Consider the following 26,414-nt stretch of genomic DNA (forward strand, 5'->3'; position numbering starts at 1 on the left):
TTGGTTGTCGGTACGCTGAGACGGCGTTATCACATAGTTCAGAGCTTGAGCGAACGGAGTAGATAGCTGGCTTTTCCAAGGGACACTCCCTTGCCTTTGACTTGGGCTGAGTTGGATTATCGGCCTGCGGGTCTCACCCTCGGTCGAGGGCGGCCCTATATGGATTCTCGGCAGGTAGGGCCTATCAATAACATCACATTTCGGCGATGGCCCAGCGCATGATGCTTTGTTCGAATTCTGTTATGCGCATCACGCCTATTTTCGGGGTCAGAGCCCGAAGCTTATTCAGCATATCGTTCAGATTTTCCGAAGGGAGAATCGTGCCTTTGATTTTCGTGGAGATCTGAGTAGGGATCCCATATTCATCAAGGGCAGTCAGAAGAGGATCATGAAATAGATTTTCCAGTTGTTCCGAAAAAAAACTGAAGTCTCCAGGCTCAATGTTCCGCTGAGTAAACACATCTGTCTGGATTTTGCTTATGGCCATGAAATCGCGTGGGAGACGATAACAAAGGACGTTTCGTATGAATTTAAGTCGCGTACCGATTGCCTCACTGGGAGTGGTTTTTGAATTTCTGTCGTTGATAGCATCTTGAAGGTATGCAGGAAAATCCTTCTGGGCTCTAATGGCGTTTATGTTCCAAGCGAGTTGTGGGCCAGAATGTATTCCATAGTCAGCCAGCTTGATTTCAAGGTGATCGCAAACGAGTCGGCAGATGTACTCAAGTTGACTTTGATCTGGGTTACCCTTCCAAGTAAGTAGCTGGCGGCTCAAAGGCAGATCTCTGATTATCGTCTGAGCAATTTCCAATTGTCGGTCAATCGGAATATGTCGATTTTCAATCAGAGTGGCGGTCGATATCAGCGGAGTAGCATAAGCACGCTCCAGTCGTTCCCGGGATATGTCAGTCAGGTATTCAGGTTCTAACTTTAGAAGTAGTCCCATCGGCGAGTCCACGTCTTGGAGACCAATTGGATATTCAACGTTCAGATCCTTTTCTTTGGGCGGCTCCTCTAGCATGAAAACTTTCCCGATAAAATACCGGTTCATCCGGCCTGCACGACCGGAGATATTCTTAAAAGTGAAGAAGTCAAATGGAGAGTTACTGACTCTGCGATCATATATGATGACGTTTTCCGCAGAAGTATTCACACCTTCAATCATCGTTGAAGTGCAAATAATGTATTTTATCACTCCTTCATTGAATAGCTTAACAAAATACTGTTGTAGGGCGCGGGGTACGCCACCATGGTGAATACCTACACCTAGGGATATAGCCTTTGCCACGTTCCACTCGGGGTGATAGTTTTTTGCGATCCAGTCTGCGACATCTTGTGTATCAGCTTGTTTAGTAAGCTTCCCCTCGTCGATCAGTATCTGGGCAATCCGGTTTGCGCTAGCAGGGGACTGGCAGTAGATCAGCGTAGGAGTAGTTATTTGACCACAAAGCTCAAGTAATTTCTCTTTGCGATGGTTACCCTTTGTTGGAAGGTTGAAGTGATGCACGTCAACAGCAACTGTAGAGATGCTTGAAGGAATGAAGTTATATTCGTAGGCAGCGAGACCTTGAATATTCTGGATATGTGGCCCGAGCAGATAAAATTGAGCCCCCCGTTTCGCAAGTTTGTGGAACGCGAGACTGAGGTCAATAGCCCTGCTGCCTTCCTCCGAGTCACTCGAAAGGTCGAGTTTGTAGAATTCGTCGACGACGAAAAATTTGACGTCATCTAGGTCGTCACGCTGCAGTACGCGCTCTTGCGTAAGCAAATAGACGTTGATCAACTCCTCGTCAGCCTCTTGAGTGGGATGAGTAATGACGTTGCATCTACCTTTGAAGCGTTTGACCAATCGGCGTCGAGTTTCGTCAATCAAGGCAATCGTCGGTACAATAACTACGATCTTCCGAAATTTTTCCGTCGCTATCACGGCGTCTATGACCAAGCTTTTACCAACGCTGGTAGACGCGCTGAGTACCACATTCCTACCCTGCATTAGCAGGCTAAATACGTGTGCCTGTAGGCGATGAAACACCATGCCAGGTTCAACGCCTTCTACCCGGTGAAGTTCATATGCCAGGCGGTCAGACGGCGATATTTCATCAAGAAATGGACTAACGTAGGGGAACAACCCAACTGACCGAACCATGCTAAGAATCAGGGATTGTTCAGCAGAGTCAAAAACCTTAAATTTATCCAGCGCTCGGATGACAAGGTCTCTACCTTCCCATTCGGGATCTCCTAAATTGACAGAATTACTTATGGCTTGAAGAATTTCAATCTTAGATGAGTCTTGAATGCTCAGCTTCTCCAAGCGCTTTTTAATTGCTTCATATCTCATATTAGGAAGCGACCTCGCAAAGAGAGTTGAACTCATCTACCAACTTCTGAATGCTCTCTATGGGGACTAGAAATACCGCAACTTTTACTTGTTCTACATTCCTAGGCAGGAGTGCTTTTAGCGAGCTGTAGTGGTTGGTTACTTCTGTCTTCAATGTTGCAATGTAGTCTGAGAGGAAACCGGATGCTAATGCATCACTGTCATATGCCAATAAAATAGGGAAGCAAAGTACTTTCAATAATTCTTGAGCTGGAGAATTTCTCTGCAACGCTTTGTTGAATTCTTCTGCGTTGGGTAGGTGATGGTGTGGTTCTCTCAGATTGATAATGATGTCGCGTTCATTGCTAAGTGCGGTTTTGGAGATGGTGGCATCTAATACTGCACAGATCTCAGTAATCGTCTGCGACATGGAACCTGCGGGGATCATTCGAGATAGACCCAGCCAGAGCTGGTCAGTCTCTCCGGGATGTTGAACGATATGCGCATTTCCAAATTCGGATAGCTTCCCATTCGCCGCATAAAACACTTTACAAGCAATGGGTTCGCTGTTCTTCCTGTTTCTTAAAATTACATGGAGTATGAGTTCGGCGATCAGCTGGTCACGCTGCATATTGGTCTGCGTAAATGTGTTGACCGCTTTGGCGAGCATGGTTTTTGCGTGGTGCACCTGAAAGTTGACGATCTCGCTGGCCCTTAGGCAGAACTCTGGTAACCATTGAATAAGGTGTTCAGCTAAGTCTTTGCATCGCCACTCCTCAAAATCATATTCGACGTCATAGCCAGCGATTGATCGCAACAATCCCGATTCCGTCGCAGCGTGAAATTCGACTAGAAACGGATCCGGCTTAGATTTGTAAGGTTTGGAGAACGCATTGCCTGCTTTCTCAGCTGCAGCTAAGAGAGCTTTGAAACGATCCATTGCAGCCTGACGAGGGATTATTTTGTCGGCTGGTGCGGTGATCACGTTCGCCGTTGCCGCATCATCTGCCCAGCCTAGAAAATCCTCATAAATTTCTTGCTGTTGCTTATGAGTAGGCCTGCCACCGTGAATCTCAATGATTTCGGCGAGTTTACGCAGATTCAAAGATTCAAGCGCTTCCGTGGTGCCACAAACTTGCCAAACGAAATTGTCCGCCCAGTAGCGAAAATTTCTACCTTGGGGGGACAATGTTTTTTTGAATTTTGCTACTAAGGCGTCGCCTCGAACTGAGCCGTCATCAGGCAGTGTTCGCTTTTCCAGTTCATGCCTGAAACAGCCCAAAACCGTCGCGATGTCTCGCCTGGATACCATTCTGAATCTGGCCAAACCCGGCCGCAGATCGCATAGCAAAGACTTTTGAAAGAGTGAGGTGTCTGGCTTTCCACTGTCTAGGGTCGTTGCCTCTTTCAGGTTCCATTTGGAATCGCCTTCAGTAGTCTTGACCTGGATGTACTCGTTAACGATCTGCCTGGACGCCTCAGATACAACGACAATGTCGTCAGCAGTCTCGCACTCAACCTGTATGTACCTGGAGTCGCGAAGCATCTTCAAGATGAAAGTCACGGCAACGTGATCTTGGTATTTGAAACCCTGTCTAGCGGCGGGCCCACCTTTGTTGGATGGGCGAGGAATAAGCACCATGACATCCTTGTAACGCTGGAATCGAGCTGATTGCGTAGGCTCTCTGAGGAAAACCAAGGAGTAGCGGACGCGCCTATAGTCCAACCAAGCTACCACTAATGGCAATTGGCCGACTATACCTCCTCTGGCATTGTCTGCATCGTCTGCGGCCCAATGTTCGGCTGAGGCATCGCGCAGAAGGCGGATCAGCGGAAAAGTGATGCCTTCAAAGCGAAGGCGAGCTTCGATAGCTCGCGGTTTGGCTTCGGCGTTGTCCTTTTAAACACCAGGCGCATCAAATATTTCGGCATTGGACTGGGATGGTTCGTGCTCTGACAGCTACCTGCCCCTGAAAGAGCCCGCTTGGTTAACAGCAGGATGGGGTGAGTATATTGTAGCCACCCATAGTGGTGAATCGCTATTATCTCGAAAGAAGGCCTTCATCAGAGTGCATCAGGCCTAACAACATCCCGAATGGATTCTAGTGAGTACGAAATGATCTCGATTCAACGCCCTGATTGCCCGGACTTCATGGTGCCCTATCTGGCAGACGGGCCAATGGAGGAGCACCCGTTCCGAACCTTGTTTGAAGAGTTTTCTAGAAATCAAAGAAGTTTATCGAGGGTGTTCCCGTTCGACCGAAAGAAACTTTTTGAGCACTTAATGGGTTTGTTTCACCAGAAGTGTGCATATTGTGAATCCAAGCTGGGGACTGCCACGGATGGTGTGATTGATCAGTTTCGGCCTCGAAGGCTTCTTGAAGTGAAAAATAGCGAGATGCTGAATCCGTACTTGTATCTCATGTATGATTGGCGGAATCTCTATCTGTCGTGCCCGACGTGTAATAGAAATAAAGGTAATCGGTTTCCAGTAATGGGGGGGCGAGGTTTTACGGGTGTGCCATACGGTTATGTCGTAGAATTGGAAAGCAATCTTTTGCTTGACCCTTGTTTAAATGATCCAGATGAGGAACTAATATTTCTTCCGGATGGTACTGTCATCGGCGCAACAGCGCGAGGCCAAGCTACCGTTGATCTGCTGATCCTTAATCGAAGGGGACTTGTAGATGCACGTGCTGAAGTAGCGCGGCGGTTCGATTATTTCAGTCATAAAGAACGCTTGGAATATATTGAGAACGCAGAGCCTTATTCTGCGGTTTTTAGGCATTTGTTAAAGGCTGAAGGAAGGCGAAGTCCTTCAGGTTTAGTTTCGGTGAATGTGAGTAATGAGCTTAATTTGCCGAAGTCGGATATATCGACGGAGGATGGTGTTGGCTTGGAACAATATCGAGCAGTCGCTCAATTTGTTGTTCGGCTTAGAATTGAAAATTTTGGCCCGATACATGCGCTCGATTTAGACTTGAGTAAATCTGGGTCATCAAATGCACCGTGTTTTGCGCTCTTGGGTGAGAATGGAGTCGGAAAGAGTACATTGCTGCGCGCGCTAGCGATGGCGCTTTCTGGCCAAGCATATGTCGAGCGGCTTCGCCTGAAGAGTAATGATTGTCTAGCCGAGAACGCCTATAGGGGAGAGGTGCGCGTTACGATCGATGGTCAAGCCAATGACATTGTAATGTCCTTGCAGCGTAACCGTAAGATTATATTCAATGAAGAGAAGTCTAGCTCATTGGTTCTAGCGTACGGGGCTACTCGCTTGCTGCCTCGGGGTCGGCATAAGGCTAAAGCGGGAGAAAGGCACGCCAAGATTGACAACCTATTCGATCCCTTCCTTCCGTTAACTAATCCGAATGCGTGGCTTTCAAGTCTTGATCCTGCGCGCCTCGTGGACGTAAATAGCGTGCTGGCAAGCCTGCTCCCTGAGGAGCAGCAGCTTCAGGTCATACAACAGGGAGATAATGTTCGAGTCGTCGTTGCCGGAGATCCCCAAAGGAGAATTGACGAGCTAAGTGATGGTTATCAGTCCATGTTGGGTATGGCGGTAGATATAATGCAGGTGTTGTACCTTGCTTACTCTTCCATGGAGTCAGCTGAGGGAGTAGTGTTGATTGATGAACTCGGTAATCACTTCCATCCTGCCTGGCGTTTGAGATGCGTTCGTGCGCTTCGTGAAGCTTTTCCGCGCACCCAGTTCATCTTCACGTCTCATGATCCCCTCTGTCTGCGCGGCTTGTATGAAGGGGAAGTTGCTGTTCTGATGCGCGATAAACTTCGAAGAGTATATGCGCTGGAGGAGCTGCCTCCGATTGACAGACTGCGAGTTGATCAAATTCTTTCATCTGAGCACTTCGGGCTAAGAAGTACGGTTGATCCTGAAATGGAAGAGAGGGTTCGGGAGTATGAGGCGCTGGTTGAAAGCGGGAGTCGAACTTCCGAAGAAAATCTTCGTCTGGATGAGCTAACCAGTTACCTGACTGACTCCCGATACCTTGGTGGAAGCCGTCGGGAGCGTCTTGCATTGCAGCTTATCGATACACAGTACATGCCGGACGTACCACTCGAATCAACGGTAAGTGCAAAAAAACTTTCAGAGTCTACGGTCGCTAAGTTGCAACACTTGATGAAGGAGATTCAACCGTCGCAGGGTGTGAAATCTACTGGGGACAATACTTTATGATTAAAGTTGTGAAGTTAAAAGCTAGTATTCCCCCAGGATTTGTCAAGGCCGCGGCTCGGGAGTTGCGTAAGAATAGATTGTTGTTGAAGAGCGGCACCAAGCTTAAATTTGGTGCCTATCTAGACCCTATTGCCAAGATCCAGTTGAATGAAATATTCTCACGCAAGTGTGCATTCTGCGAGTCGGTTATAGCAGGCACGCAGCCGGGAGATGTTGAACACTATCGTCCCAAGGGAAAAGTGATCCTTGATGGGGCAGTGGGCCCAGTCCAGCCCTCCAAGCCTGGCTACCATTGGTTGGCTGCCAAGTGGTCAAATCTGTTGATCTCATGTGCCGACTGCAATCGGCCGCGCACCCAGCCAGATCATGATCACGTGAATCGAGTGATAGGCAAGGCAAATTTCTTTCCTTTACGCAAGGAGGCTTCTCGGGCGAAAGGCCCTGCCAGCCTTTGGCTAGAAGAGCCACTGCTCCTAAATCCTTGCATAGACGATCCTGACGAGCATTTGGTATTTCTGGACGATGGTCGAATAGAGCCGGCTAAGGTGGGAGACGATCTTAGTGAGAAAGGGAGGGCAACTATTCGCTACTGTGGGTTAGCCAGATCAGAGTTGCTGCAGATGCGCGCCCGGCATAGGCGAGTTGTCATGGCAGCTATAAGGCATATTGTCGCGGCGATTGAGTGTGACAATGACCCTGGCGCGGATTTGGATGACTTGCTTTCCATGCTTTCGCCAAGTGAGCCTTATGTGGCGTTTACCCGCTCACTTGTTCGTGAGCACCTAATGGATTACTTAGGTTCCCTAAAACTCGATGCGCTTTGATCATGAGCGGGAGTGCAACCACGTCGGGGTAATCCACTGTGATTTCCAGGTTGGACGGAGCGGGCACTGAGTGAGTGAAGTCAGGAGGATTATTCGTCGATATCACTGAATGTAGAACGATTGCTTCGCCCACTTGGGGTTTCGGCGAAGGGCACATCGCGAAACACACTAGTGCTTTCCACGTCTTCTTTTCTTTGCTCACTTATGGCAATCGCGTGGCGTACCTCACTTAACAGATCCTGTAACTGCTGCTCCAGATCAGAGTCATGATTACCTAGTATTTCTGCGTTTTCGATGAAAGATGTGACCTTATCGAACTGATCATCTATGTCAGATTCGAAATCGAGATTTTCCTCAATCGTCGTGATTTCTTCAGAGACGGAGTTTCGTAGGAGATCGCCGATCTTTAGAGTCAGGGCGATGAGCTCGTGCGGCTTGAAGAGGGAGAGTACCTCTTCTTCAGGAATAAAGGAGATGTCCAGCTTTTGAAGTGCGGCCTGTTCCAGCTCAAGGCAGCTCCGAGTCCTGATCTCCTCGGGGAGGAGTCGCAAGTAATGCGCGCGTGCATGCATTAGATATTCTGCATGCCACGATACCTTGTACCAATTACTGGATCGTCCTCTTCGTCGGATGAGTTTTGGTTCCAACTCAAGGAGTCGTTTTAGAAAGCTTAAAGGGGTGCGTCTGTTGAGAAAACTGAATAGATTCTCATTCTGCCTGGCCTCGTTAGGAACCTCCAAGAGCCTTGCTGCTAATGTTTCAAAGTGTTCTGGGCGGACGAACACAGCATCCCTCACTGCAGGTACTCCCTCGCATATGACTTCCGTCAAAATCGCATCGGTTTTCGCTCCTTTCAGGTACAAGCCGACGAGGTCTGGTCGGCTGCTTAATATGCTGCTGATGGCATCCGCAAATGTCGGGTGGACGAAAGACCAATAAAGCTGGTCGTTTTCCTCTTTCTGCGTCAGAAAGGAGTCCTTCAGTTGGTACAGGGCCTGCGTGATAGATGACTCGGATGTCCCGAATTTTTCCGAAACTATTTGTATTTCTTCAAGACTCCCTTGGACAGGCAGGTTTGACCTGGCCAGAAATACCGTTGTCATGGCCGCCAGTTGAGGTGGGGCAAGCTCATTAATCGTGTCCTTCAAAAACTCTTGGGGCTCATCGATAAATCGAACAAGATCATCTGGTAGCTTAGTAATAGCTGCGGTATAGGCCGGATCACCTAGTCGACGTGCGATTTCGGGGAGCAGGTTGAGGTCTTGAGAGATACTCGCGAGATGAGGTTTGACCCGACTCTTCCAGTCACGAGTTTGCGCGCCTGCTTTGATGTGGTTGTACAGGATCTGCTCACGCTCGTTCGGAAGAAGATCACCCACGTGTACATTAGCTTTTCTACTCGAAAGCAAAGGGTGGTTCCGGGTTCCGAGTCTGATATTGGCTTCATTCCAGATGTGTGTCCTGGATGTAAGTATGAAGTGACAACCCTGATCCCGCGCGGTTTTCATCTTGGGAAGAAATTCAGTCCACGCATCTACGTAGTCTTCTCTCATTTGATTCGGGCCAAATGCGTCGTCCACCCAAAAAAGCCTTTTGGGCTCATTGGGATTCCAGTGCGATCTCATCTCCAGCGGGCCGTCACATTTAAAGCACTCTAGTTGATCAGTGTCAGCTGCCATCGTAGCCAGGATAGCTGCAAGCATGGATTTTCCGGCAGCTGGTGCCCCCAGGAGCAATACGAGTCGATGCTCCCCTAGTACTCTGACAGCTGCTCTGTGTGCATCTGTAGGGACGTAGATTCGTAAGGATGGTAGAAGATGACCCAATAACGCCCGGGTCTGTGCGGCACATCTCTCGTCAATAATCGAAGACAGGTCGCCTAGACCATATACCCGTGGTACCAGAGCCCTCAGACGAGCGCTGGCTCGGATTTCGCCTGTCAGCCACTCCTTACCAAGAACATAGGGCTCTTGAACACCCTGAACTCGCAAGAGATCCCTGATTTCCGCCGCTACAGGTGCATCTACCCCCATGCTTGTAATGAAGTAGTAAGTGCTTGCAAGACCTTTCTCGACCAAGGAGGCGACACTCCCCAGCTCGGAATGGACGTCACTCACTTTCAAGCGTCGTTCGACTTTCCCGCTGAATTTGCATTGTACGGTTGCCTCTTGGAGCGTCTCATCCTCCGCTAGCAAGAACACTGCATCCTGCCCCCCATCTTGGGCTTCCCTATAGGTTGAAACAGTTCTGTGGAGGGATTCGCTGCACACCTGGGCGCAAAGATCTTGGAACGCTTTCCAGCCGAGAGTATGCAATGAAAAGTCGGGCTGATATGTGGCTTGAGCGGATGGCGGGAGGGTCACGATAGCGTCAGTCCTTGGGCTTCGATCATAGACATTTCGAATGCGCACTCAGTGTTTCACTCGATTGAGAGCGTTTCAAACAGTTTGTCGGCCGCTAAGGCGTAGGAGCTTTTCTATCACTCAGACCTATTCCAGTGCCGGCCAACAGTCGAAGTAGATATTCCGAGCTCCCTAGCGGCCTCTGACTGGCTCAATCCCTGATGCTTCAGCGTGAGGACATCGCGTGTCGTCTCACTCCCTTTTGCCGTACGCGGATGAACGATCTTTTCGGCCGCTACACAGGCATTCAAAAGCTCCAAGCTACTCAGCTCATCACTGACGCGCTGAAGTACCTCGGCTGGCGTCAAATTTTGCTCGGCCGCGTAAACCAGAGATAGGAGCGAGAGGGGGTGCAAGTTCAAGCCTTGAGCGAGTTCGTCGCTCGCTTCGACGGTCACCGCGCTTTGCGCAGCTTCCAATCGGCTGACGTATGAAGCATCCATCGAGCCAGAGATTTGCAATTGCGATAGGCCTTGCCGCCCGCGTGCGAACTTTAAGGCATTTGCGAAAGCTTGGCGAAGCGGCATGTCGAGCGTCTCTACAAACAGAACGATATGCCGCGATTGCCCATTCCCGCACAAATGCATATAATCATTCGTGCGGGAATTGCGGCCTTTCGTCGTTTCTTGTGCCTTTGTCTCAGCTAGGTCGATCAACCAGGATGCGGCTGCCCGGATGTGCTTAATGGCCTATAGGATGCTGAATTCAATATAGAGCTAAATCGAAATTTCACCCGATTTCTGGCGTTTCTGGGCATCGGCGCAGAATGACTGCACAGCGTTGCCTCGCGATTTATGGCTAATCCATATCGTCGTCCTTGACCATCCGATCTACAGCTCACATAGGCTGGCAGGGCGCCACACACCAGCCAATTGAAATCGGCAATTTATTATGAAAATCCAGATTTTCTCGGATCTGCACAACGAGTTCGCCCAGTTCGAACCGTCTACAACGGATGCTGACATCGTCGTGTTGGCCGGTGACATCGACATCCAATCGCGAGGCGTCAGAAGGGCAAACGAGACGTTTAGCTGTCCCGTCATTTATTGCGCCGGCAACCACGAGTTCTACAAAGGCCACATCGATCACACGCTGCGCAAAATGCGAGAGATGGCTGCACCTCACGTGCACGTCCTGGAAAACCAAGTTTGGATTTGCAACCAAATACGTTTTTTGGTCACAACTTCTTGGACGGATTTCTCATCCACCGGAGACCCGGTGGAAGCGATGGTGACCTGCGGGCTGTGGATGAATGACTTCCAAGCGATCAGAGCAGAGGAGCGATTTCGACGACTACGCCCGTCAGACGTCATCGAGCGAAACCACGAAGCTTTTGATTTTTTGGTCGGCGAGCTCGGTAAGCCGTTTGAAGGAAAAACCATCGTGGTGACGCACCATTGCCCAGTCCTGGAGGCTGCTGGTGATAAGCATGACGGGCACTTGAGCGCGGCCTATTCGAACCAATGGCACTCGCTACTGCCGTTGGTGGACGTTTGGATTTTTGGACATACGCATCGAGCCGTGGATATCGAGTTGAGCGGTTGCCGGCTCATCTCAAATCCGCGTGGTTATCCCAGAGAAGAAACAGGCTTCATTTCGGATCTCACGATTGAAATCTGATCACGAAGAGGGATCAACCGGATGTACTGGATCAAAACATTCGGAGCAGCGCTTTCCGACTTTCGGCTACACAGATTGCCGACAGTCATAGAGCGAGCGCGAGCGGCTATCGCTGATCCAAATGTTGTCGGGTATCTGTTGTGTGCGCTGGAAAGGCCTCCAAGAATGACCGGGCTGTTGTTTTGTGATCACACGCGGGGCTTTCCGGAAGGGCTACCCATCCATACACCAGCCATTGCCGATCGATGCCGACGGGCAGGATATGAGGTCGTTACCACAATCGATGGCGGCGTTTACGTCGTCGCTCACTGGCTTTTCGAGAATGGTGCTTTAGATCGATTCGACAGGGTTCATTGATGTCGTCCAGGGGCGTTTCTGTGTATCAAAAAATCGAAGGTAAAGGGAAGTAAAAATGGCTGTCCCGAGAAGCATTCTGGATGCCCAAAATATTGATTTTGGCGTCAACATTACTGGGTACCTGTGCTGCACCGAATTCCAACCGCCGTGTTTGATTGGCATTATTTTTACAGACGCACAGGGCCGCTTTGTTGATGGAAGAAAGATCCGTACGTCCAAGATCGAAAAGGTCTTTCAGCTCCAGGGCTATCTGCTCTGCGAGACGTTTAGCGGTAGCCGATATGTAATCTGCCATTGGTGGCACGAGAACGGCGCCGTGCCCATGGTCAATATGATCCACTGAAAAATGCAGGTATTGACAGGTAAAGCTAGCCAGGATTCGCGTGTGAATGGCTTTCGAGCAGCTTTTTAAAAGTTTGAAAATGTAGGCGGTGGTGTGGAAGCGGAATTGGTTTCAGAAGTGCTTTTCGGCCCAGCCAGGATGCTTGGCGGCTCACGAATGGATGATGATGACTTGATTAAACTAGCGCGCGAGGAGTTTGAGGATAGAGCTTTTTGCGTCGTCCGTGACTGGATGATTCTCGACCTTATGCTCCCCGAGGGCCAAGAAAATGAAATCAAAAATCAGGGGCTACAATCCACAGTCTTATACTTCCATCGTGTCATATTCGATAGCGAAGCCCGCGTCTCTATCGGCAATGGTTTTGTCACAGGCTATCAAAAAGATTTCCACGGTTGTTTTTTTGAAAGCAAAGATACCCTCTACATCTTGGCCGGTCGTGGAGCACGCAAGCACGCGAGCCTTCCCGCTGTTGAAGCAATAGCCGCTGCCATAAAGCGAGTAGAGAAAACCTATGGTTGAAAATCTGTTGCCGATCTTGCGCGATCGCTATCCGGAGTTTTTCTCCCACGCGCCACTTCGCGAAATCGCCTGTTTGCCGGGCTGGCTGGATTTGATAGATGAGCTATGCCGCACCCTGAAAAATCACATGGATACTCACCCTGAGATGCCGCCAATCCAAGTCCGTCAGGTCAAGGAAAAATTCGGGGGGTTGCGGTTTTACTATTCTGGTGGTGATACGACGTGCCGAGAGTTGGTCGCTTGCTCAGAAGAGAGATCGATGTCGATCTGCGAGGTTTGTGGGCAAGCTGGGACTTTGGGAGGGGAACGTTGGCTCAGCGTACGATGCCTCGATCACGTCAACTGGTCACCCTCAGGCGACTGCGCATGAGCTCACGGAAAGCACCTTGTTGAATCCATGAAAACAGACATTTGGGTCACTGTGAATTTGCCTTCGCCAGGCATTGAACTTCACGATGTCGTTCGGCGCCGTATGCCTTTTCCCTCATTTCAATTTCTAGCTGAGATTTTGTGTATCGATGAAGAGCTGCTTGGTAAGCACATGGGGATTTCTTCCGAACTCTTGTCGAACGCGATGACCGAAAGTTTTTTTTCTTTGTACGAGAGCAGACGCCTATATGGATTGATTGTTGCTCTACAAGCGTCCTGCGAACTGTTCGAAGGCGATATCCAGGCAGCCAGGGCTTTCTTACTCTCGCCGCTGCGTTATTTTAACTCAAAGGCACCTTTGGAAATGCTCATTACCGATGAGGGCGCGAGCGCAGTGATCGATCTGATCGGACAGCTCGAACACGGCGTGCTCACCTGAATGGTTTCCTTTTTTACGCGCTGAAAAACACGACGCCGAACAGGGAGCTTCTTGAAAGAGTATTGGGCAGTAGTCCAGATGCTGACTTTGTTGAGCGCTGACATTTTTCACAGGCCCGAACGGTTGCAGCCGTTGCACTGAGGGTTGATCGCACGCATCACCTCGCTAGTCGGTGATGTAGACGTTGATCTGAAAGTGCCGCTCGTGTTCGATGATGAATGATGCAGGCTAGCTTTCTGATCTTCGTCCAATTCGGGTTTCACCGGCTCATGCCACGCAAAGCCTCGTAATAAAGGAAAGTGATGTATAGGGAACGTGATTTAGCCATTTGGTATTCAGTGTATGAGACATGCGGTGTCACTGAATTTGTGCGGCTGGTTGGAGAGGCGCTCAACAGCTACAAGCGTGTACCTATATATGATTGGCCGACCCGAGTTCACGTATCCGAACTCGGGTTACCATGCGTTCAGGTATTGCAAAACGTAGTGAGCGGTCGAGATTTATATGCCAGCATCTCAGAGAACTACATCGAGATCGGATCGCGTTTAACAAATCATCTGTCGCATCAACTGCAATGGCATCTAGTGGTCAATGACCTGGCCACCGACGAAATGAAGGAGGATCAATTGGGCATGGATTTAGGTCTGTAACCGGGCCACTTGCTGACGCGTCGCCGTATCTTCGAGCCAAACTTTTTCATGCGCTTCATTTACTTCCGCCCACACCTTGAGGCTCGGGTAAAGCAGTCTTGCGTTACCAAACCAGGTCAGCTTTCAGGACTGATTTTTTGTGTGCGACAGGCTGCTGGCGAGGAGGGGATAGTCGCCGTCGCGAACCAAGAGAAATTATGAGAGACGGTGAGCCGCTAAATGCTCCATGTCTCGAATCCAGCCCCTCAGAAATCGACGCCAGTCGTGGGCATAGCTTCCTTCCGAAAAACGTTCAGCGAGTGCATTGGCTGCTTCAAATCTCGTTCGCCAAATTTCCGGAATGTGCTGGTCTAGAACGATCACGAAATGGTGGCCATCGCTGCTTTCGAACTGCGTCTCCGGCACAGAATCTCTCAACTCCTCAATCGTCATAAACTGAGCTTCCTCATGAGGTTGTTCGAGATCTTGCCGATCAATTTCATCGAGAATGCTCAGGTGAGGTTTTGCGCGGTCATCGCCGGGTCGCAATTCCTCCAGATCCCATAGAGCCGCCCGCCTTGCACGCTCACGCTGCCACAGGCTTTTCAAATCGACCGCCATCAAGGTTTCCTTAATAATTAACATTCTGCGCTAGCGCGTATCGGCAGGAGGGGATTCAATTTCCGCCACCACCTTCTTGGACGACCCGGACGTTTCTACGGGAAGCGCAATTGTACGCTGTTGGGCGTTTAGATCTGAATGCACGTATCGCACACTCTTCAAGCAAAAAGAATATCGGAGCGTCGTGAATTATTGCTGGGCAGTGTCAACGAAAATATTTTTTTAGAAGGCCCCTTGAAAATTTTTTTCAGCAACGGATCTTTATATTTGAGAGCAACAAAAAAGCAGCGATCTCGGCGCTCCACCTGCCGCCGATCCTGCTGAGGAAACGGTGTTGGTTTTTGCTTTGCGGTGCTCCTGCTTCTGGCCTTTTCTTGCGATGTATCCTGCTGACGCTGATGTATGACTGCCGTATGGACATAGCAAAATCGCCCCCTGCGCGGCGAAAGCCGCTGCTTTCCAGTTTGATTTCAAACAACGATCCATTTTTTTGAAAAAAAGACCCATGTCGGACAACATCTGGATGGGGCTTTCAGTGGGCGAGCAGTGAGGTATGCATGCAGAATGAACTCGAATCTAAAGTGTGGCTATCGGTTCAGCAAGCATGTGACGCCATAGCGTTTGAAGCATTAATTCTGCGGCCGTGGATAGTTTCAAGAGGCACCCGGGATTTGATCCTCTAGTGCGATTGCATGCTTCCGACATTGGCCCGCAAGGTGTTCAGGTACTGCGTGCAGTGCTGCAGCAACGAGGGCTTGATCCTGAGTCCTGTATTGATGTTCCTGGTTACCTTGAACTGCGGTCTCGACTCAAAGACCACCTACGCTCTCAGCTCCAGTGGTATCTGGTGAAGGGTGGACATGCAACTGAGGAGATCCAAGAGGAGCAACTCCAAAGAGATTTGGGGCTGTAAAACGATCTATTATGAGTCCCTACACTACGTGTTATCCAAATTGAGGGAAATTACCGATGTCTCGTCTGGCTGAATACCGCAAACTTGAACAGCAACTGGCCGCCCAACTGGCGGAACTTGAGTCCATGAAAAGTGATTCCGGCCTTAAGAAGGAAATGGAGTTTGAGAGCAAACTGCGCGCTTTGCTTGGTGAGTACGGCTACAGCTTGAAAAACGTGATCAATCTGCTTGATCCGCAGGCCAGTCGTCGCGCACCAGCAACCGAGTCCAAGACAGGCACTCGTAAACCACGCCAAGTGAAGATCTACAAAAATCCTCACACCGGCGAAGTCGTCGAAACCAAAGGCGGTAATCACAAGACTCTGAAGGAATGGAAAGCTGAGCACGGCTCCGCGACCGTTGAGTCCTGGCTGACCAAGTGATTTTTGTTTGAGTACAAACAAAGGGGCCCGTTGAGGGCTCTTTTTGTCGGCTAGGAGGATGGAGAAAAATTGAGAGACAGAGCAGTTTCCTAAGCTTTTGGCTTTAGATGGCAGACCTACCGGCCTTAACGAATTGCTTTCGGCTCAAGTTGGACTCTTTCCCTCAATCAACAGTTTACTTTGACGGAAGGCCGAAGCTGGCGATGAGGCTTGCCGTCGCTAGAGTGCACATCACAACAAGCAATGGTGTTGAGCCGAGTTTGTCCAGAATAATAGCAGCTGCCACTGGGCCTACGGCCTGTGCGATCAGCATTGGACGGGCCAATAAGCCCATGCGAGCACCGTAGCCATCTTGCCCAAAGAGAGCCAGTGGTAGCGTCCCACGTGTAATGGTCAGAATCCCATTTCCAGCGCCGTACAGCGCCATTGCAACGAATGCCAGCCATGGAATAGCCGGTAGCAGTAACCCGATTCCTATCCCGCTTAGCAATATCGCGGCCTTGGCGGATGTGGTCGGATGCAAGTTTCGCCCAAGGGAGAACTCTGCAAGACGGGCTACGACTTGAGATGGCCCTATCATCATGCCGATGGCCAGTGCGGTGGCCGTAGCGATGCCGAGCAGCTTCAGCACATCAAGCAGATGGACAGAAATTGAAGAAACCACTAGCGACTGGAGTGTCAGAAGAGTTGCCAGTAGCAGAAAGAGGCGATTATAGGATTTCGTGCGGTGGGCAGTGGTGGTGGAGGGATCACGGATAGGCGTCGTTCCGCTGTTCGAAATCCTCTCACTCTTTGGAATTACAAAGAGATGAATTGGCAATCCAATGACCAGGTGAGTTGCAGCTAGCGCCACACAGCTGTATCTCCAGCCAATCTGCTGCTCAAGACTGGCTATCAGTGGCCAGCCCAAAGTGCTCGCGAAGCCACCCAACAGAGTAAGACCGGTCATTGAAGTCCGTGCACTTTCTCCGAATAGACGTCCGAGAGTCGAGAAGGCAGCGTCATACAGTCCGGCAGCCATAGCGACGCCAATGAATGTCCAGGCCAGGTAGTAGATGCCCAGGTTGCTAGCCATGCCCATCAGCAGCAGTCCCAGTGACATCAGTATTGAACTGGTTGCCAGGACGGGACGGCCACCATGCCGATCTATCTGTCTCCCGACCATAGGAGAGCAAGCCCCTGCGACCAACAGACCCCATGATAGTCCGGCTACAGTGCTGGTAATTGACCATCCCATATCTCGTGCAATCGGCGTCGCAAGGACTGCGGGCAAATAGTACGTTGTACTCCACGCCAGTATCTGTGCGATGCCCATCGCCCAGACCAATCCAGTTCGGTTGATTGTGTGAGGACGGCTGATTGGATAACTCACAAGGTGCGAGCCCACTTTAGTTGTTAGGTGCAACAAATTAGCTACACCGGTGCAGCGTCGTCAATCAAAATGAAGGAGCGGTTGACCATTTCCTGAAGTCGGGACTATCGTTGTATCTAACAACTAATTTGTGGCGACCATGGCAAAGCGAAAAAAAGACCAGTTGACTCAAGACTCCGAGGATCTATACGAAGCCTTGAACCAGCTCGTCCGGGTGTATCAGTTCCGCGACCGGGATCGCATCTGCTGCTATGACGTTTCGGTCACGCAGTGCTATGCCATTGAGACCTTGGTCAAAACAGGCCGACTCCGCCTACAAGCGCTGGCAGAAGAGATGTTCCTGGATAAAAGCACCGCGAGCCGGGTGGTCGATACGCTTGAACGCAAGGGCTATGTATCTCGGGTGGAGGACAGTGAGGATCGTCGGGCAGTGCAGGTTGAAGTTACTGAATCTGGTCATGATCTTTACCAGAAAATCCGCACTGACCTGATCAATGAAGAGCGGGCAATGATCGAACATTTGTCACCTGAAGCACGGCAAGGCGCGTTGAGCTTGCTGAAGCAGATTACTCGAACGACTGAGATTCGCTGCGGCCTGGTCAGTGGCTGTTGCCCGCCGGTGTCCGAGCTGAAATGAGGGGGAAGCCCCTTTTTTGTCTGAAATGTTGTTACTACCAACTGGAGGGAGTCAGGTATGCACATTCGATACGCTGAAGTCAGGGATGCTGCGTCAATAGCTGACATCTATAACCAGGGTATTGAAGAGAGAAGCTCCACATTTGAGACGACGCCGCGCAGGCCAGAGGACATGCTTGAGCGCATCGCGTTGATGGAGCGCTATCCGACCCTGGTAATGGTCAGCGATGCGGACGAGGTGGTCGCTTGGGCAGGCTTGAGTAGTTACCGTTCCCGCACCTGTTACGACGGTATCGCAGACTTCTCGATCTATCTGGATCGGAGCATTCGAGGTCAGGGGTTAGGAAGAGTTTTGCTTCAAGCGCTACTGGGCGAGGCCCAGGCTCAAGGCTTTTGGAAGGTGCTTTCACGCATCTTCACCTTTAATGCGGCCAGTTTGGCGTTGTGCCGTTCGTGTGGATTTCGGGAGGTGGGTGTGTACGAAAAACACGCTTGCCTAGAAGGCCAGTGGCTTGATTGTGTGATCGTCGAGCATCTAATCCCTGCTAATCAGCCGCACTAAAGCGAGGTGTAAGTCATGGACAGAAAACTTCCTATCGCCATCATTGGCGCCGGCCCTGTGGGGTTGGCTGCTGCCTGCCATCTCATCGCGAGAGGGCTGACTCCCTCGATCTTCGAGGCAGGGCCCAGTGCCGGGGCAAGCATCGAAAACTGGGCACACGTGCGGATGTTTTCTCCATGGGGGTTCAACATCGACAAGCAGGCCGCCACGCTGCTCACGGCCCAAGGATGGGTGGCGCCCGCTGAGGACGTTTATCCCACCGGGCGTGAACTGCTGGATGACTACATATATCCACTTGCAGCACTGCCATCCGTGAATAGCTATCTATGCCTGAACACCGAAGTCTTGGCGGTGACTCGGTTCGGCCAGGACGTCATGAAGACGAAGAACCGTGCAGCCACATCATTTCTGCTACGGGTCAGGACTCCAGAGGGCGAAAAGGATGTGCTCGCCAGCGCCGTCATAGATGCATCCGGCACCTTCCGCTCGCCAAATTGGATGGGAGCTCATGGTATTCCTGCGGTGGGCGAGAAGGATTTGGCTGAACGTATCTCCTATGGCATTCCCGAAGTGCTTCATAGTGAACGCCAACGCTATGCCAATCGGCGTGTCATGGTGATAGGCAGTGGGCACTCTGCGTTCAGCGTCTTGCAAGACTTGACCCGGCTTGCCCTCCAGGAGCCTGGCACGAAGATTTTCTGGGTAATTCGCGGCTCCTCTTTGGATCGCATATTGGGCGGAGGGGCCAACGACAAACTGGAGGAACGGGGGAAACTAGGGCAGAGGATTCGCCAGTTGTTGAACGATGGGGCCATTGAGCTGTTCACCAACATCGCTATCAACAAGGTTTTCGCAACTGACGACGGCGTCGTTGTTGAGGCGGACGGCCATGCTCTCCCGGTGGTGGATGAAGTCGTGGTCGCAACCGGCTTCCGACCTAAATTGGAGCTGCTTGCCGAGCTGCGTTTGGCGCTGGATTCGGCGACTCAAAGCCCCATTAATCTTGCCCCGCTAATTGATCCGAATGAGCATAGTTGCGGCACTGTTCGCCCACATGGTGCCGTCGAACTGGCTCACCCTGATGAAGGGATTTTCATCGTAGGAATGAAGAGCTATGGCCGAGCCCCGACTTTCCTGCTCCTGACAGGCTATGAGCAGGTGCGTTCGGTGGTAGCGGCGTTGGCCGGTGATTGGGATGCTGCCAAGCGAGTTGAATTGGTCTTGCCAGAGACAGGTGTGTGCAGCACGCAGTTCGATGATTCTGAGTGCTGCGACCGAGCGGCAAGCTCTGGCTGTTGCGAGCCAAGTTGTTGCACCGATTCGGCTAAGGTTGCCGAAGTTTCGCCTGTGTTGAAGGGTTCCTGCTGCTCGTAACTGTGTGCAAATCTACATGCATAAGTCAGGCATTTGAGTTCGTCCTGACCACTTGCACGCAGCTGATGTAATTACTAAGTCATCGACTCAATTTGCGATTTTTTACGCCAAACCAGAGCCGGTATTGCTCGGATGTAGATCAGCTCACCCACCAACTCGACTAGCGTTTGGGTGATCACCGCCGCCGCCGCAAGGCCTCGAATTTCTTCAGGCAATGCCAAGGCCAGTGGAAGAACGACCAAAGAGTTACGCGTTGACGAACTGAAAGTGACCGCCCTGGCAGCGGTGGAAGGTAGCTTGAAAGCTCTCGAAGCCAAGGCGCCCACCAGCGGTGCCAGCAGCGTGAAGCCGATATACACAGGAATAACCGGAGCAAGTTTGTCGATGTCGCGAACGACCGAGGAGATTTGAGAACCGACCACCGCGACCAGAACTGCTGCCATTGCTGGAACGGGTAGCCAGGCCCAGGCGGCGTTCCAACCGCCGACGATTTTCGACCTTTTGGCCAACGCCGCTGTAACCACGGCCAACAACAACGGCGCGACAATCAGCACGAGAAAGGCTTCAACAAACGGGCCTACCGAAATCACGACTTCGGACTTTCCACCCAACATGAAGGCCAAGTACACGGGTAGCAGAACGAGCTGAAGCAGCAGCAGGATTGGTGTCGCCGCAAGGATTCCACGAGAGTCGCCCTTGCCAATATGAGTAAAGACCACCACGTAGTCGATGCAGGGTGTCAGCAGTACCAGGAGAGCACCAACAAGGATCGCCGGATGATCCGTGAGTCCTCTGGTAAGCCCCCACACCAACAGCGGAATCAGTACGAAGTTGGCGATCAGCAGGGCTGACATGAAGCGTTTGTTGCTTAGGCCTTCGCGCAGGTCAAGAAAGGGAATTTGCAGGAACATCGCATACATCAGCACGGCGATAGTCGGAGTCACCAGAGCATTCAGTCCCTGCGCCGCTGAAGGAACCATCAATCCACCGACTGCTGCGGCTATAACCGCGACGAAATAGATCGGTATTTGGTTCTGTTCAAGTGCATCCCTGTCCATCGTGCTCCCCTAGTATCAAAAAGGTCGTCAGCCTAAGCAACCACAGCATGTCCGTCGAGTGATGTGTGCATTTCTAGCGTCGTGCGAAGGCCATCACTGATATTTGACGGAACACCCATAGGGTTGTGTCGAAGAAATGCTGACCGGCTTATCAGCCAGGCTTTCATCCAAAGCTGTTTTCACGAAGTTCTTTGCGATTTTGACGTCCTCAAGCTTCGTGCTGCGCTTGTCATCAATTGCCCCCGCGTATACCACCATGCCGGCAGGGTTGACCACAAACATGTGAGGGGTCGTTTTAGCGCCGTACAGCTTGGCTAAGCTGGTGTCTGAATCCATCAATAAGGCAGATGGGGCTGCTTTCATCTCAGTTTCCCATGCATTCATTTCTGAGCCTGGACGGTAAGAAGAGCTTCCTGCTTCTGCTGTGTTGACTGACAACCACACCACGCCTTTTGCGCGGTACTCGCTTTGTAAGGCCTGCATGTTGCCGCTGCGATAGTGTTTTTGGGTAAACGGGCAAACAGGATTCATCCACTCCAGAACCACGTACTTCCCTTTGTAGTCCGCCAGCGAGACAGAAGTGCCGTTGCTGTCCGTGGCGGTGAAGTTCGGAGCAGCTTGCCCTACGACTGCCGTCGCGCTCGCTACGTTCGCCCAGAGCGATACAAGCAGTAATGTCATTGAAGCGACGATGGACGTTTTCATGTCGGGATTTCCTCGGTTAAAGAGTGCCCAGAATGGGCTTTGACGATTCGTTGCCAGGTGACACGGGCGAAGCTAGTGCAGCCTTCACCAGTGATTTAGTCAGCAACTCTGGCAGCATTTCTGGCGATTGGCCTGGACGGAGAACGAGATACATAGGAACCGCAGAGCGGCCATAGCGCGCCAAGGCACGGGTGATTTCAGGGTCTCGATTTGTCCAGTCGCCCCGCATTCTGACCACGCCGCTTTGCTCAAAGGCCTGGTCGATTTCATCGGAATTCAGCACGAGCTTTTTATTGACTTGGCAGGTCACGCACCAGGCAGCGGTAAAGTCGACAAATACGGTCTTCCCATCGCCCAGTCGCTGTTCAACCTTTGCTTGCGAGTAGGCCTCCCACTTACCAGCTTGGGGTGTTAACCCGGAGGTCGCGGAGCCGGCGATATTGGCCATCGGTATCAGGACGCTTAACGCCAAAACCCACGAAATTGTTTTACCCAACCTAGAGGGAAACCTGCCGAAAAACCACAGGCCAAGACCCATTAACCAGAGTGCCAAAAGAAGGTCGATCAACGGGCTTACACCTGCCTGAACGCCCAGCACCCAGGCGAGCCAAATGACGGTTGCAAGCAGTGGAAAGGCTAGAAATTGACGTAATTGCACCATCCATGGCCCTGGTCGTGGCAACCACTTCCTGATGCCGGAAAACCAAGCCAGCAGGAAATATGGCAAGGCCATACCGAGGCCCAGCGAGGTGAAGACGGCCAACGAAGTCCATCCGGGCTGGGTCACCGCATAACCAAGCGCCACTGCCATGAACGGGCCGGTGCAGGGTGAGGCAACGGCAACAGCGAGCACACCGGAGAAAAATGCACTGACGTCTGGGTGACGAGGGCTGATGGATGCAAGAGGGCTCGGCAGCAAGCTGCCCATCTCGAAAACACCCAAAAGATTGAGCGCAAGCACAAAAAACAACACCGCAAGACTGGCGACTATTACCGGTGATTGAAGCTGAAAGCCCCATCCGAATTCATGCCCTGCTGACCGTAATCCCATCAGCACAATCGCAAGTAGCCAGAACGATATGACGACGCCGATTGAGTAAAACAGGCCATTTCGACGCGATTTGTTAGCATCTGCTTCGCGAGCAAATGCGAACACTTTCATCGAGAGGATCGGAAAGACACAAGGCATCAGGTTGAGCAGTATCCCGCCTGAAAAAGCCAGCAACACAGCAGCAACCAACCCCAGTTGAGCACTTGTATCGAGGCTGGTGTCCGGCTTGTCAGCTACTGCACCCTGGACTGGAATATCGATTTCCAGAGCTTCTGGTGAGGCCGTGCCATTTTCCATTACCACAATGCCGCGAAGTCTCACCAGGGGAGCCACTGGCTGAACTGCACGTGTGATGGAAAGCTGATAGCCAGCGCCATCGTGTGACAAGGTCTGAGCCGCGCTCGGTTCGATCACACCTTCATCATAAGGAAAAAAACTGACGCTCTGAGGGAGGGATCGCCCCTGTGGAGGCACGATAGAAAGGGTACTACCGGCACTCGTCGATTCCGCAGTAAAGCTCCAATCATTCGCCTTTTTTGGCAACAGGGTTCGCACCGTCTCGAAGCCCCGAACGGCCTCGGGATTGGCGATGGGAGTAGAGTTCGGCAATCCAACTGGTAGGGTTAGTGTCAGTTGCCCCTCTTCAGGGATGCAGACGTCATTGCAAACAAGCCACTCCACTTGACCACTCAGCGTGACCGACGGTTTGGCGAAGTCCGGTGGCAGGGTGATGTCACTAATGAGCCAAGCTTCACCCTCGTAGCCAAAGTTCATCAGTGGGCCAAACGGTATTCGCTTGGGAGCGGGCCATTGAATCGCGCCCATTTTGATGCCTGCAGGCACGTTCCACTTGATCTGCGTCGGCAAGCCGGAATCGCCAGGGGTGCGCCAATAGCTGTGCCACTGTGGGTGGTGGTTTAACTTCAACGCAATTGACGATGTTTTTCCCGGCGTCAGCTCCTGGTGTTCTGCCACCAACTGCGCACTCATGTGCTCGGTTGTGACTACCTTGCTCGCAGTGGATGCCCATAGCGCGCCCGCGTAGATACCGAGCAACAACGTAAGGCATACGCGTACCAAGTGCTTGTGCAGGGCGATCAAGCGGGAGGTGCCCACGATATCAGTGACCACTGCACTCCGCTCCTTTGCAAGGCTTTTGCGAATTCGCGCAACGGTTCCCTTTGCGGCGGACATTGCGATACACCAGGGTTCCAACCGATAGGGCCACTAGGGTCAGCGCAAGCCAGAGGTCATTGGCGATTCTGGCTGTTATGGAAACTGCAGACAGCCCTATCAGCCCATTCATGAGCCCAAGCACCGGGGTGACACAACAGGCCAGGCAACCTAGGCCCACTGCACCGCCTATTCTATTGAGGCTTGTGGCCTTCATCATTGAGCATCTCTTTAGAAAAACAAAGCTTGAGCTGATCACCGTGCGCTGGTTATCAATATCAAGCCGAACCAGAGTAATATCTGTAGCTACTACAGGTTCAAGCGATTTCTTTGGAGAAGCGATATGTGGGGAATCGGCGCCTTGTCGAAGCAGACCGGATGTAACATCGAAACCATCCGGTACTACGAAAAGATTGGCCTGCTACCCGTCGCCAATCGTTCATCTGGAGGACACCGGGTTTACACGGAACAGCACCGAGCGCGACTGCTGTTTATCCGCCAAGGACGGGAGCTTGGATTCCCTCTGGATGAAGTCCGCGAACTGATTAGCCTGTCAGGCGATCAGCAGCGTTCTTGCGGTGAGGCATTGTCTGTGGTCAGAAAGCATCTGGAGTCCGTGGAAGCAAAAATGGCCCGATTGCAAACCATCAGACAAGAATTACTGTCTATGGCCAAGGATTGCCAAAGCTGCTGTCCCGGAACAATGGCACCCGATTGCCCCATCGTCGAAGCGCTGGCCGAATCCGGGATCAAAGTCAGCTCCAAATGCTGCTCCTGAAAGTGCACTAATCATCAGCCGCACCGACTTAGATCTCGGGTGATTTCACATGGCCGATCAATGGCAATGCAACGCTGTGGTAAGGGGACGGAATTCGCATAGTGTTTTGTTGCTTTAGCTGTTCATCGCTGCGCTGCGATCACTGCTTCAGTGTCTGTGGAACGCAGATGGCGTAGCAAATGTGGGAGGATGACCTCAGTGTCAGGCCCCACACCTCTGAGGGTTGCTGAGGCGAAATTGCGCTGCTTCGGTAGACCCACAAAGTACAGGCCTGGGACATGGCGCGCTTGTCCATCACGCTGCATTAGCCTCCCCCGATCATCCGTTACCGCTAAGTCTTCAAGAAAGGCAATATTTGGGCGGAACCCAGTGGCGAATAACAGACAATCAACGGCTTCCTGCTGACCATCCGCCCAAACAACGCCGGTAGGGGGTACTTGCTCGAATATCGACCGCTGATTGAAAAGGCCCGACTTCAGCGCCTTTTTGTAAGTGCCGTCATCCAGTACTGGCGTGCTCTGATCATTGAGCCAGCGGGTTCTTTCCAGGCCTGTCCATTTCAGCCAAGCATGGAAATCCGCGCCGAGTAGTTTCTGCGGAAAGAATCGAATCGCCTCGCGTGTGGCCAGCGTGACCTCGGCCACCGTGGCTAGCTCGTAAGCTATCTGCACTGCCGAGTTCGCCGCGCCAATGACCACGATGCGTTGCCCTCTGAACGCTTGTGTATTTCGATACTCGGCGCTGTGAAGTTGAACGCCCCGAAAACTTTCGAGCCCCGGAATGTCCGGGGTAAAGGGGCGGCTAAATGCCCCGGACGCCACGACCAGAGCCCTGGTAAAGCAGCTCTGCCCATTGGCAGCCACTATCTGGAACCCCCCAGCTTTCTGATCCACCGTTATGACCTGTATCCCTGGAAGAATCGGCAACTGGAAGAAATTGGCGTACTGCTCTAGGTAGCGCACTACTTCATCTCGGGAGGGGTAGTGCGCCGGCTCTCCAGGAAACGGCAGCCCCGGTAGTGAGGAGTATGCTGCCGGCGAGAAGAGTTCGAGGCTGTCGTAATAGTTGCGCCAGTTACCACCAGATTGCTGCTGCTCATCCAGGATCAGGAAGTCGAGTCCCTGCTGTTTCAAATGCCAGCCACAGGCCAGTCCTGCCTGCCCTGCGCCTATTACGACAACATCGAATCGGTGATCTATTGCGTTCATATATGCGCACCTATACACATATTGCGATAAATAAAAATCAGTGAGATCCGCCTGGGCAGCACAACGACGCAATGCTTTTGGTGTGATGGAGGATGTCCTCCAGTCGCTTGACGATGGCTGGGCCGTCCACCTCATAGAAGACTTGGCGCCCCACCTTCGTCGCACGCACGATCCCAGCGTCCAGCAGCACCTGAAGATGACGAGATATCACCGAGCGCTCCTGGGGTAAATCAGCTGCAATCGCGGTTACATCTGCTCGACCTAATTGCATCACGCGCTTCAGTACGGCGACTCTTGGCGGCTCGCAAAGGGCTTTGAAGAATGCGCCATCGAGAGACTCAATGGCAGACTCAATGGCTTGAGATCGGCTAGTGGTGACGTTCATATCGACAATATATGTGCGTCTTCGTGCACATGTAAAGCGCTTCTCGGAGGGTGGCGTTACGCCTCATCAGTGGACAGCCAAGTTCATTCTGCTCATCAAGGCTCCTGTCTGGGATTGAGATGCTGGACAGCCTAAAGCCACG

Annotated in this window: 24 protein-coding genes; 12 read left to right on the forward strand and 12 right to left on the reverse strand. The window is 51.7% G+C overall.

Features of this window, described 5'->3' with window-relative positions:
• Positions 1-193 precede the first annotated feature (193 nt).
• A complete protein-coding gene (locus tag HGO40_RS07250; RefSeq protein WP_250962457.1) occupies positions 194-2,374 on the reverse strand; it encodes a DEAD/DEAH box helicase in 2,181 nt (726 codons plus the stop codon).
• Positions 2,340-3,959, reverse strand: coding sequence for a HamA C-terminal domain-containing protein (locus HGO40_RS07255; protein WP_284739024.1), 1,620 nt, complete (start codon positions 3,957-3,959; stop codon positions 2,340-2,342). The genes HGO40_RS07250 and HGO40_RS07255 overlap by 35 nt, the downstream gene beginning before the upstream one ends.
• 474 nt (positions 3,960-4,433) lie before the next feature.
• Here HGO40_RS07255 and HGO40_RS07260 point away from each other — a divergent pair, with 474 nt between their 5' ends.
• A complete protein-coding gene (locus HGO40_RS07260; protein WP_250962459.1) occupies positions 4,434-6,512 on the forward strand; it encodes an AAA family ATPase in 2,079 nt (692 codons plus the stop codon).
• Complete coding sequence (locus HGO40_RS07265; protein ID WP_250962460.1) at positions 6,509-7,336, forward strand: HNH endonuclease family protein; 828 nt, start codon at positions 6,509-6,511, stop codon at positions 7,334-7,336. The genes HGO40_RS07260 and HGO40_RS07265 overlap by 4 nt, the downstream gene beginning before the upstream one ends.
• An 89-nt stretch (positions 7,337-7,425) precedes the next feature.
• Here HGO40_RS07265 and HGO40_RS07270 read toward each other — a convergent pair whose 3' ends face one another.
• Positions 7,426-9,747 carry an nSTAND3 domain-containing NTPase gene (locus HGO40_RS07270; RefSeq protein WP_353050716.1) on the reverse strand — a complete coding sequence of 774 codons (2,322 nt, stop codon included), beginning with the start codon at positions 9,745-9,747 and terminating at the stop codon, positions 7,426-7,428.
• A 68-nt stretch (positions 9,748-9,815) separates the two neighbouring features.
• Positions 9,816-10,265, reverse strand: coding sequence for a helix-turn-helix domain-containing protein (locus HGO40_RS07275; protein ID WP_250962462.1), 450 nt, complete (start codon positions 10,263-10,265; stop codon positions 9,816-9,818).
• A gap of 364 nt (positions 10,266-10,629) precedes the next feature.
• Here HGO40_RS07275 and HGO40_RS07280 point away from each other — a divergent pair, with 364 nt between their 5' ends.
• Positions 10,630-11,358, forward strand: a complete 729-nt coding sequence (locus HGO40_RS07280; RefSeq protein WP_250962463.1) for a metallophosphoesterase — start codon at positions 10,630-10,632, stop codon at positions 11,356-11,358.
• Positions 11,359-11,740: 382 nt separating this feature from the next.
• Here HGO40_RS07280 and HGO40_RS07285 read toward each other — a convergent pair whose 3' ends face one another.
• The gene (locus HGO40_RS07285) at positions 11,741-12,055 is read right to left on the reverse strand and encodes a hypothetical protein (RefSeq protein WP_250962464.1); all 315 of its coding nucleotides are present in this window, start codon (positions 12,053-12,055) and stop codon (positions 11,741-11,743) included.
• A gap of 96 nt (positions 12,056-12,151) precedes the next feature.
• Between HGO40_RS07285 and HGO40_RS07290 the strand changes: the two genes are divergently transcribed.
• From HGO40_RS07290 to HGO40_RS07305, 4 genes are all read left to right on the forward strand, one after another.
• Complete coding sequence (locus tag HGO40_RS07290) at positions 12,152-12,577, forward strand: DUF6957 family protein (protein ID WP_250962465.1); 426 nt, start codon at positions 12,152-12,154, stop codon at positions 12,575-12,577.
• The gene (locus tag HGO40_RS07295) at positions 12,570-12,947 is read left to right on the forward strand and encodes a hypothetical protein (protein ID WP_250962466.1); all 378 of its coding nucleotides are present in this window, start codon (positions 12,570-12,572) and stop codon (positions 12,945-12,947) included. Before HGO40_RS07290 ends, HGO40_RS07295 begins: the two co-directional genes overlap by 8 nt.
• 27 nt (positions 12,948-12,974) lie before the next feature.
• A complete protein-coding gene (locus HGO40_RS07300) occupies positions 12,975-13,385 on the forward strand; it encodes an antitoxin Xre/MbcA/ParS toxin-binding domain-containing protein (RefSeq protein ID WP_250962467.1) in 411 nt (136 codons plus the stop codon).
• 302 nt (positions 13,386-13,687) lie between these two features.
• Positions 13,688-14,035 (forward strand): hypothetical protein, encoded by a 348-nt coding sequence (locus tag HGO40_RS07305; protein ID WP_250962468.1) that lies wholly within the window; start codon positions 13,688-13,690, stop codon positions 14,033-14,035.
• 195 nt (positions 14,036-14,230) lie between these two features.
• Here HGO40_RS07305 and HGO40_RS07310 read toward each other — a convergent pair whose 3' ends face one another.
• Positions 14,231-14,635, reverse strand: coding sequence for a hypothetical protein (locus HGO40_RS07310; protein ID WP_250962469.1), 405 nt, complete (start codon positions 14,633-14,635; stop codon positions 14,231-14,233).
• Positions 14,636-15,604: 969 nt separating this feature from the next.
• On the opposite strand from HGO40_RS07310, the gene HGO40_RS07315 reads away from it, so the two are divergent.
• Positions 15,605-15,970 carry a histone-like nucleoid-structuring protein, MvaT/MvaU family gene (locus tag HGO40_RS07315; RefSeq protein WP_250962470.1) on the forward strand — a complete coding sequence of 122 codons (366 nt, stop codon included), beginning with the start codon at positions 15,605-15,607 and terminating at the stop codon, positions 15,968-15,970.
• 175 nt (positions 15,971-16,145) lie between these two features.
• Here the strand turns inward: HGO40_RS07315 and HGO40_RS07320 are convergent, their stop codons facing one another.
• Positions 16,146-17,285, reverse strand: a complete 1,140-nt coding sequence (locus HGO40_RS07320) for an MFS transporter (protein WP_250962471.1) — start codon at positions 17,283-17,285, stop codon at positions 16,146-16,148.
• A gap of 196 nt (positions 17,286-17,481) precedes the next feature.
• Here HGO40_RS07320 and HGO40_RS07325 point away from each other — a divergent pair, with 196 nt between their 5' ends.
• Genes HGO40_RS07325 through HGO40_RS07335 form a run of 3 tightly spaced genes read left to right on the forward strand, consistent with a single transcriptional unit; the run spans position 17,482 to position 19,914 of the window.
• Complete coding sequence (locus HGO40_RS07325) at positions 17,482-17,979, forward strand: MarR family winged helix-turn-helix transcriptional regulator (RefSeq protein WP_250962472.1); 498 nt, start codon at positions 17,482-17,484, stop codon at positions 17,977-17,979.
• A gap of 57 nt (positions 17,980-18,036) precedes the next feature.
• Positions 18,037-18,540, forward strand: coding sequence for an arsinothricin resistance N-acetyltransferase ArsN1 family A (locus HGO40_RS07330; RefSeq protein WP_250962473.1), 504 nt, complete (start codon positions 18,037-18,039; stop codon positions 18,538-18,540).
• Positions 18,541-18,555: 15 nt separating this feature from the next.
• Positions 18,556-19,914 carry an NAD(P)-binding domain-containing protein gene (locus HGO40_RS07335; protein ID WP_250962474.1) on the forward strand — a complete coding sequence of 453 codons (1,359 nt, stop codon included), beginning with the start codon at positions 18,556-18,558 and terminating at the stop codon, positions 19,912-19,914.
• Positions 19,915-19,988: 74 nt separating this feature from the next.
• Here HGO40_RS07335 and HGO40_RS07340 read toward each other — a convergent pair whose 3' ends face one another.
• The 3 genes from HGO40_RS07340 to HGO40_RS07350 form a co-directional block, all read right to left on the reverse strand.
• Entirely contained in the window at positions 19,989-20,972 is a 984-nt protein-coding gene (locus HGO40_RS07340) for an arsenic resistance protein (protein WP_250962475.1), read from the reverse strand.
• A gap of 93 nt (positions 20,973-21,065) precedes the next feature.
• Entirely contained in the window at positions 21,066-21,677 is a 612-nt protein-coding gene (locus tag HGO40_RS07345) for a redoxin domain-containing protein (RefSeq protein WP_250962476.1), read from the reverse strand.
• A 16-nt stretch (positions 21,678-21,693) separates the two neighbouring features.
• Complete coding sequence (locus tag HGO40_RS07350) at positions 21,694-23,922, reverse strand: protein-disulfide reductase DsbD family protein (RefSeq protein ID WP_250962477.1); 2,229 nt, start codon at positions 23,920-23,922, stop codon at positions 21,694-21,696.
• A 322-nt stretch (positions 23,923-24,244) separates the two neighbouring features.
• On the opposite strand from HGO40_RS07350, the gene HGO40_RS07355 reads away from it, so the two are divergent.
• Positions 24,245-24,679 (forward strand): MerR family transcriptional regulator, encoded by a 435-nt coding sequence (locus HGO40_RS07355; RefSeq protein ID WP_250962478.1) that lies wholly within the window; start codon positions 24,245-24,247, stop codon positions 24,677-24,679.
• Between the two features lie 122 nt (positions 24,680-24,801).
• On the opposite strand, the gene HGO40_RS07360 is transcribed toward HGO40_RS07355, so the two are convergent.
• Entirely contained in the window at positions 24,802-25,887 is a 1,086-nt protein-coding gene (locus HGO40_RS07360) for a flavin-containing monooxygenase (RefSeq protein ID WP_250962479.1), read from the reverse strand.
• 37 nt (positions 25,888-25,924) lie between these two features.
• A complete protein-coding gene (locus tag HGO40_RS07365) occupies positions 25,925-26,272 on the reverse strand; it encodes an ArsR/SmtB family transcription factor (RefSeq protein ID WP_250962480.1) in 348 nt (115 codons plus the stop codon).
• Positions 26,273-26,414: the final 142 nt, after the last annotated feature.

Origin of the sequence: Pseudomonas sp. CG7, from assembly GCF_023701885.1 — a bacterium.
GTDB classification, from domain to species: domain Bacteria; phylum Pseudomonadota; class Gammaproteobacteria; order Pseudomonadales; family Pseudomonadaceae; genus Aquipseudomonas; species Aquipseudomonas zanjanensis.

What these genes read in the sequence shown, in the direction of transcription:
- HGO40_RS07250 (WP_250962457.1), bottom strand. Translation starts at nt 2,374, where the DNA reads ATGAGTTCAACTCTCTTTGCGAGGTCGCTTCCTAATATGAGATATGAA.
- HGO40_RS07255 (WP_284739024.1), bottom strand. Translation starts at nt 3,959, where the DNA reads ATGGTGCTTATTCCTCGCCCATCCAACAAAGGTGGGCCCGCCGCTAGA.
- HGO40_RS07260 (WP_250962459.1), top strand. Translation starts at nt 4,434, where the DNA reads ATGATCTCGATTCAACGCCCTGATTGCCCGGACTTCATGGTGCCCTAT.
- HGO40_RS07265 (WP_250962460.1), top strand. Translation starts at nt 6,509, where the DNA reads ATGATTAAAGTTGTGAAGTTAAAAGCTAGTATTCCCCCAGGATTTGTC.
- HGO40_RS07275 (WP_250962462.1), bottom strand. Translation starts at nt 10,265, where the DNA reads ATGCCGCTTCGCCAAGCTTTCGCAAATGCCTTAAAGTTCGCACGCGGG.
- HGO40_RS07280 (WP_250962463.1), top strand. Translation starts at nt 10,630, where the DNA reads ATGAAAATCCAGATTTTCTCGGATCTGCACAACGAGTTCGCCCAGTTC.
- HGO40_RS07295 (WP_250962466.1), top strand. Translation starts at nt 12,570, where the DNA reads ATGGTTGAAAATCTGTTGCCGATCTTGCGCGATCGCTATCCGGAGTTT.
- HGO40_RS07300 (WP_250962467.1), top strand. Translation starts at nt 12,975, where the DNA reads ATGAAAACAGACATTTGGGTCACTGTGAATTTGCCTTCGCCAGGCATT.
- HGO40_RS07305 (WP_250962468.1), top strand. Translation starts at nt 13,688, where the DNA reads ATGTATAGGGAACGTGATTTAGCCATTTGGTATTCAGTGTATGAGACA.
- HGO40_RS07310 (WP_250962469.1), bottom strand. Translation starts at nt 14,635, where the DNA reads ATGGCGGTCGATTTGAAAAGCCTGTGGCAGCGTGAGCGTGCAAGGCGG.
- HGO40_RS07315 (WP_250962470.1), top strand. Translation starts at nt 15,605, where the DNA reads ATGTCTCGTCTGGCTGAATACCGCAAACTTGAACAGCAACTGGCCGCC.
- HGO40_RS07320 (WP_250962471.1), bottom strand. Translation starts at nt 17,285, where the DNA reads ATGGGCATCGCACAGATACTGGCGTGGAGTACAACGTACTATTTGCCC.
- HGO40_RS07325 (WP_250962472.1), top strand. Translation starts at nt 17,482, where the DNA reads ATGGCAAAGCGAAAAAAAGACCAGTTGACTCAAGACTCCGAGGATCTA.
- HGO40_RS07330 (WP_250962473.1), top strand. Translation starts at nt 18,037, where the DNA reads ATGCACATTCGATACGCTGAAGTCAGGGATGCTGCGTCAATAGCTGAC.
- HGO40_RS07335 (WP_250962474.1), top strand. Translation starts at nt 18,556, where the DNA reads ATGGACAGAAAACTTCCTATCGCCATCATTGGCGCCGGCCCTGTGGGG.
- HGO40_RS07340 (WP_250962475.1), bottom strand. Translation starts at nt 20,972, where the DNA reads ATGGACAGGGATGCACTTGAACAGAACCAAATACCGATCTATTTCGTC.
- HGO40_RS07345 (WP_250962476.1), bottom strand. Translation starts at nt 21,677, where the DNA reads ATGAAAACGTCCATCGTCGCTTCAATGACATTACTGCTTGTATCGCTC.
- HGO40_RS07350 (WP_250962477.1), bottom strand. Translation starts at nt 23,922, where the DNA reads ATGTCCGCCGCAAAGGGAACCGTTGCGCGAATTCGCAAAAGCCTTGCA.
- HGO40_RS07355 (WP_250962478.1), top strand. Translation starts at nt 24,245, where the DNA reads ATGTGGGGAATCGGCGCCTTGTCGAAGCAGACCGGATGTAACATCGAA.
- HGO40_RS07360 (WP_250962479.1), bottom strand. Translation starts at nt 25,887, where the DNA reads ATGAACGCAATAGATCACCGATTCGATGTTGTCGTAATAGGCGCAGGG.
- HGO40_RS07365 (WP_250962480.1), bottom strand. Translation starts at nt 26,272, where the DNA reads ATGAACGTCACCACTAGCCGATCTCAAGCCATTGAGTCTGCCATTGAG.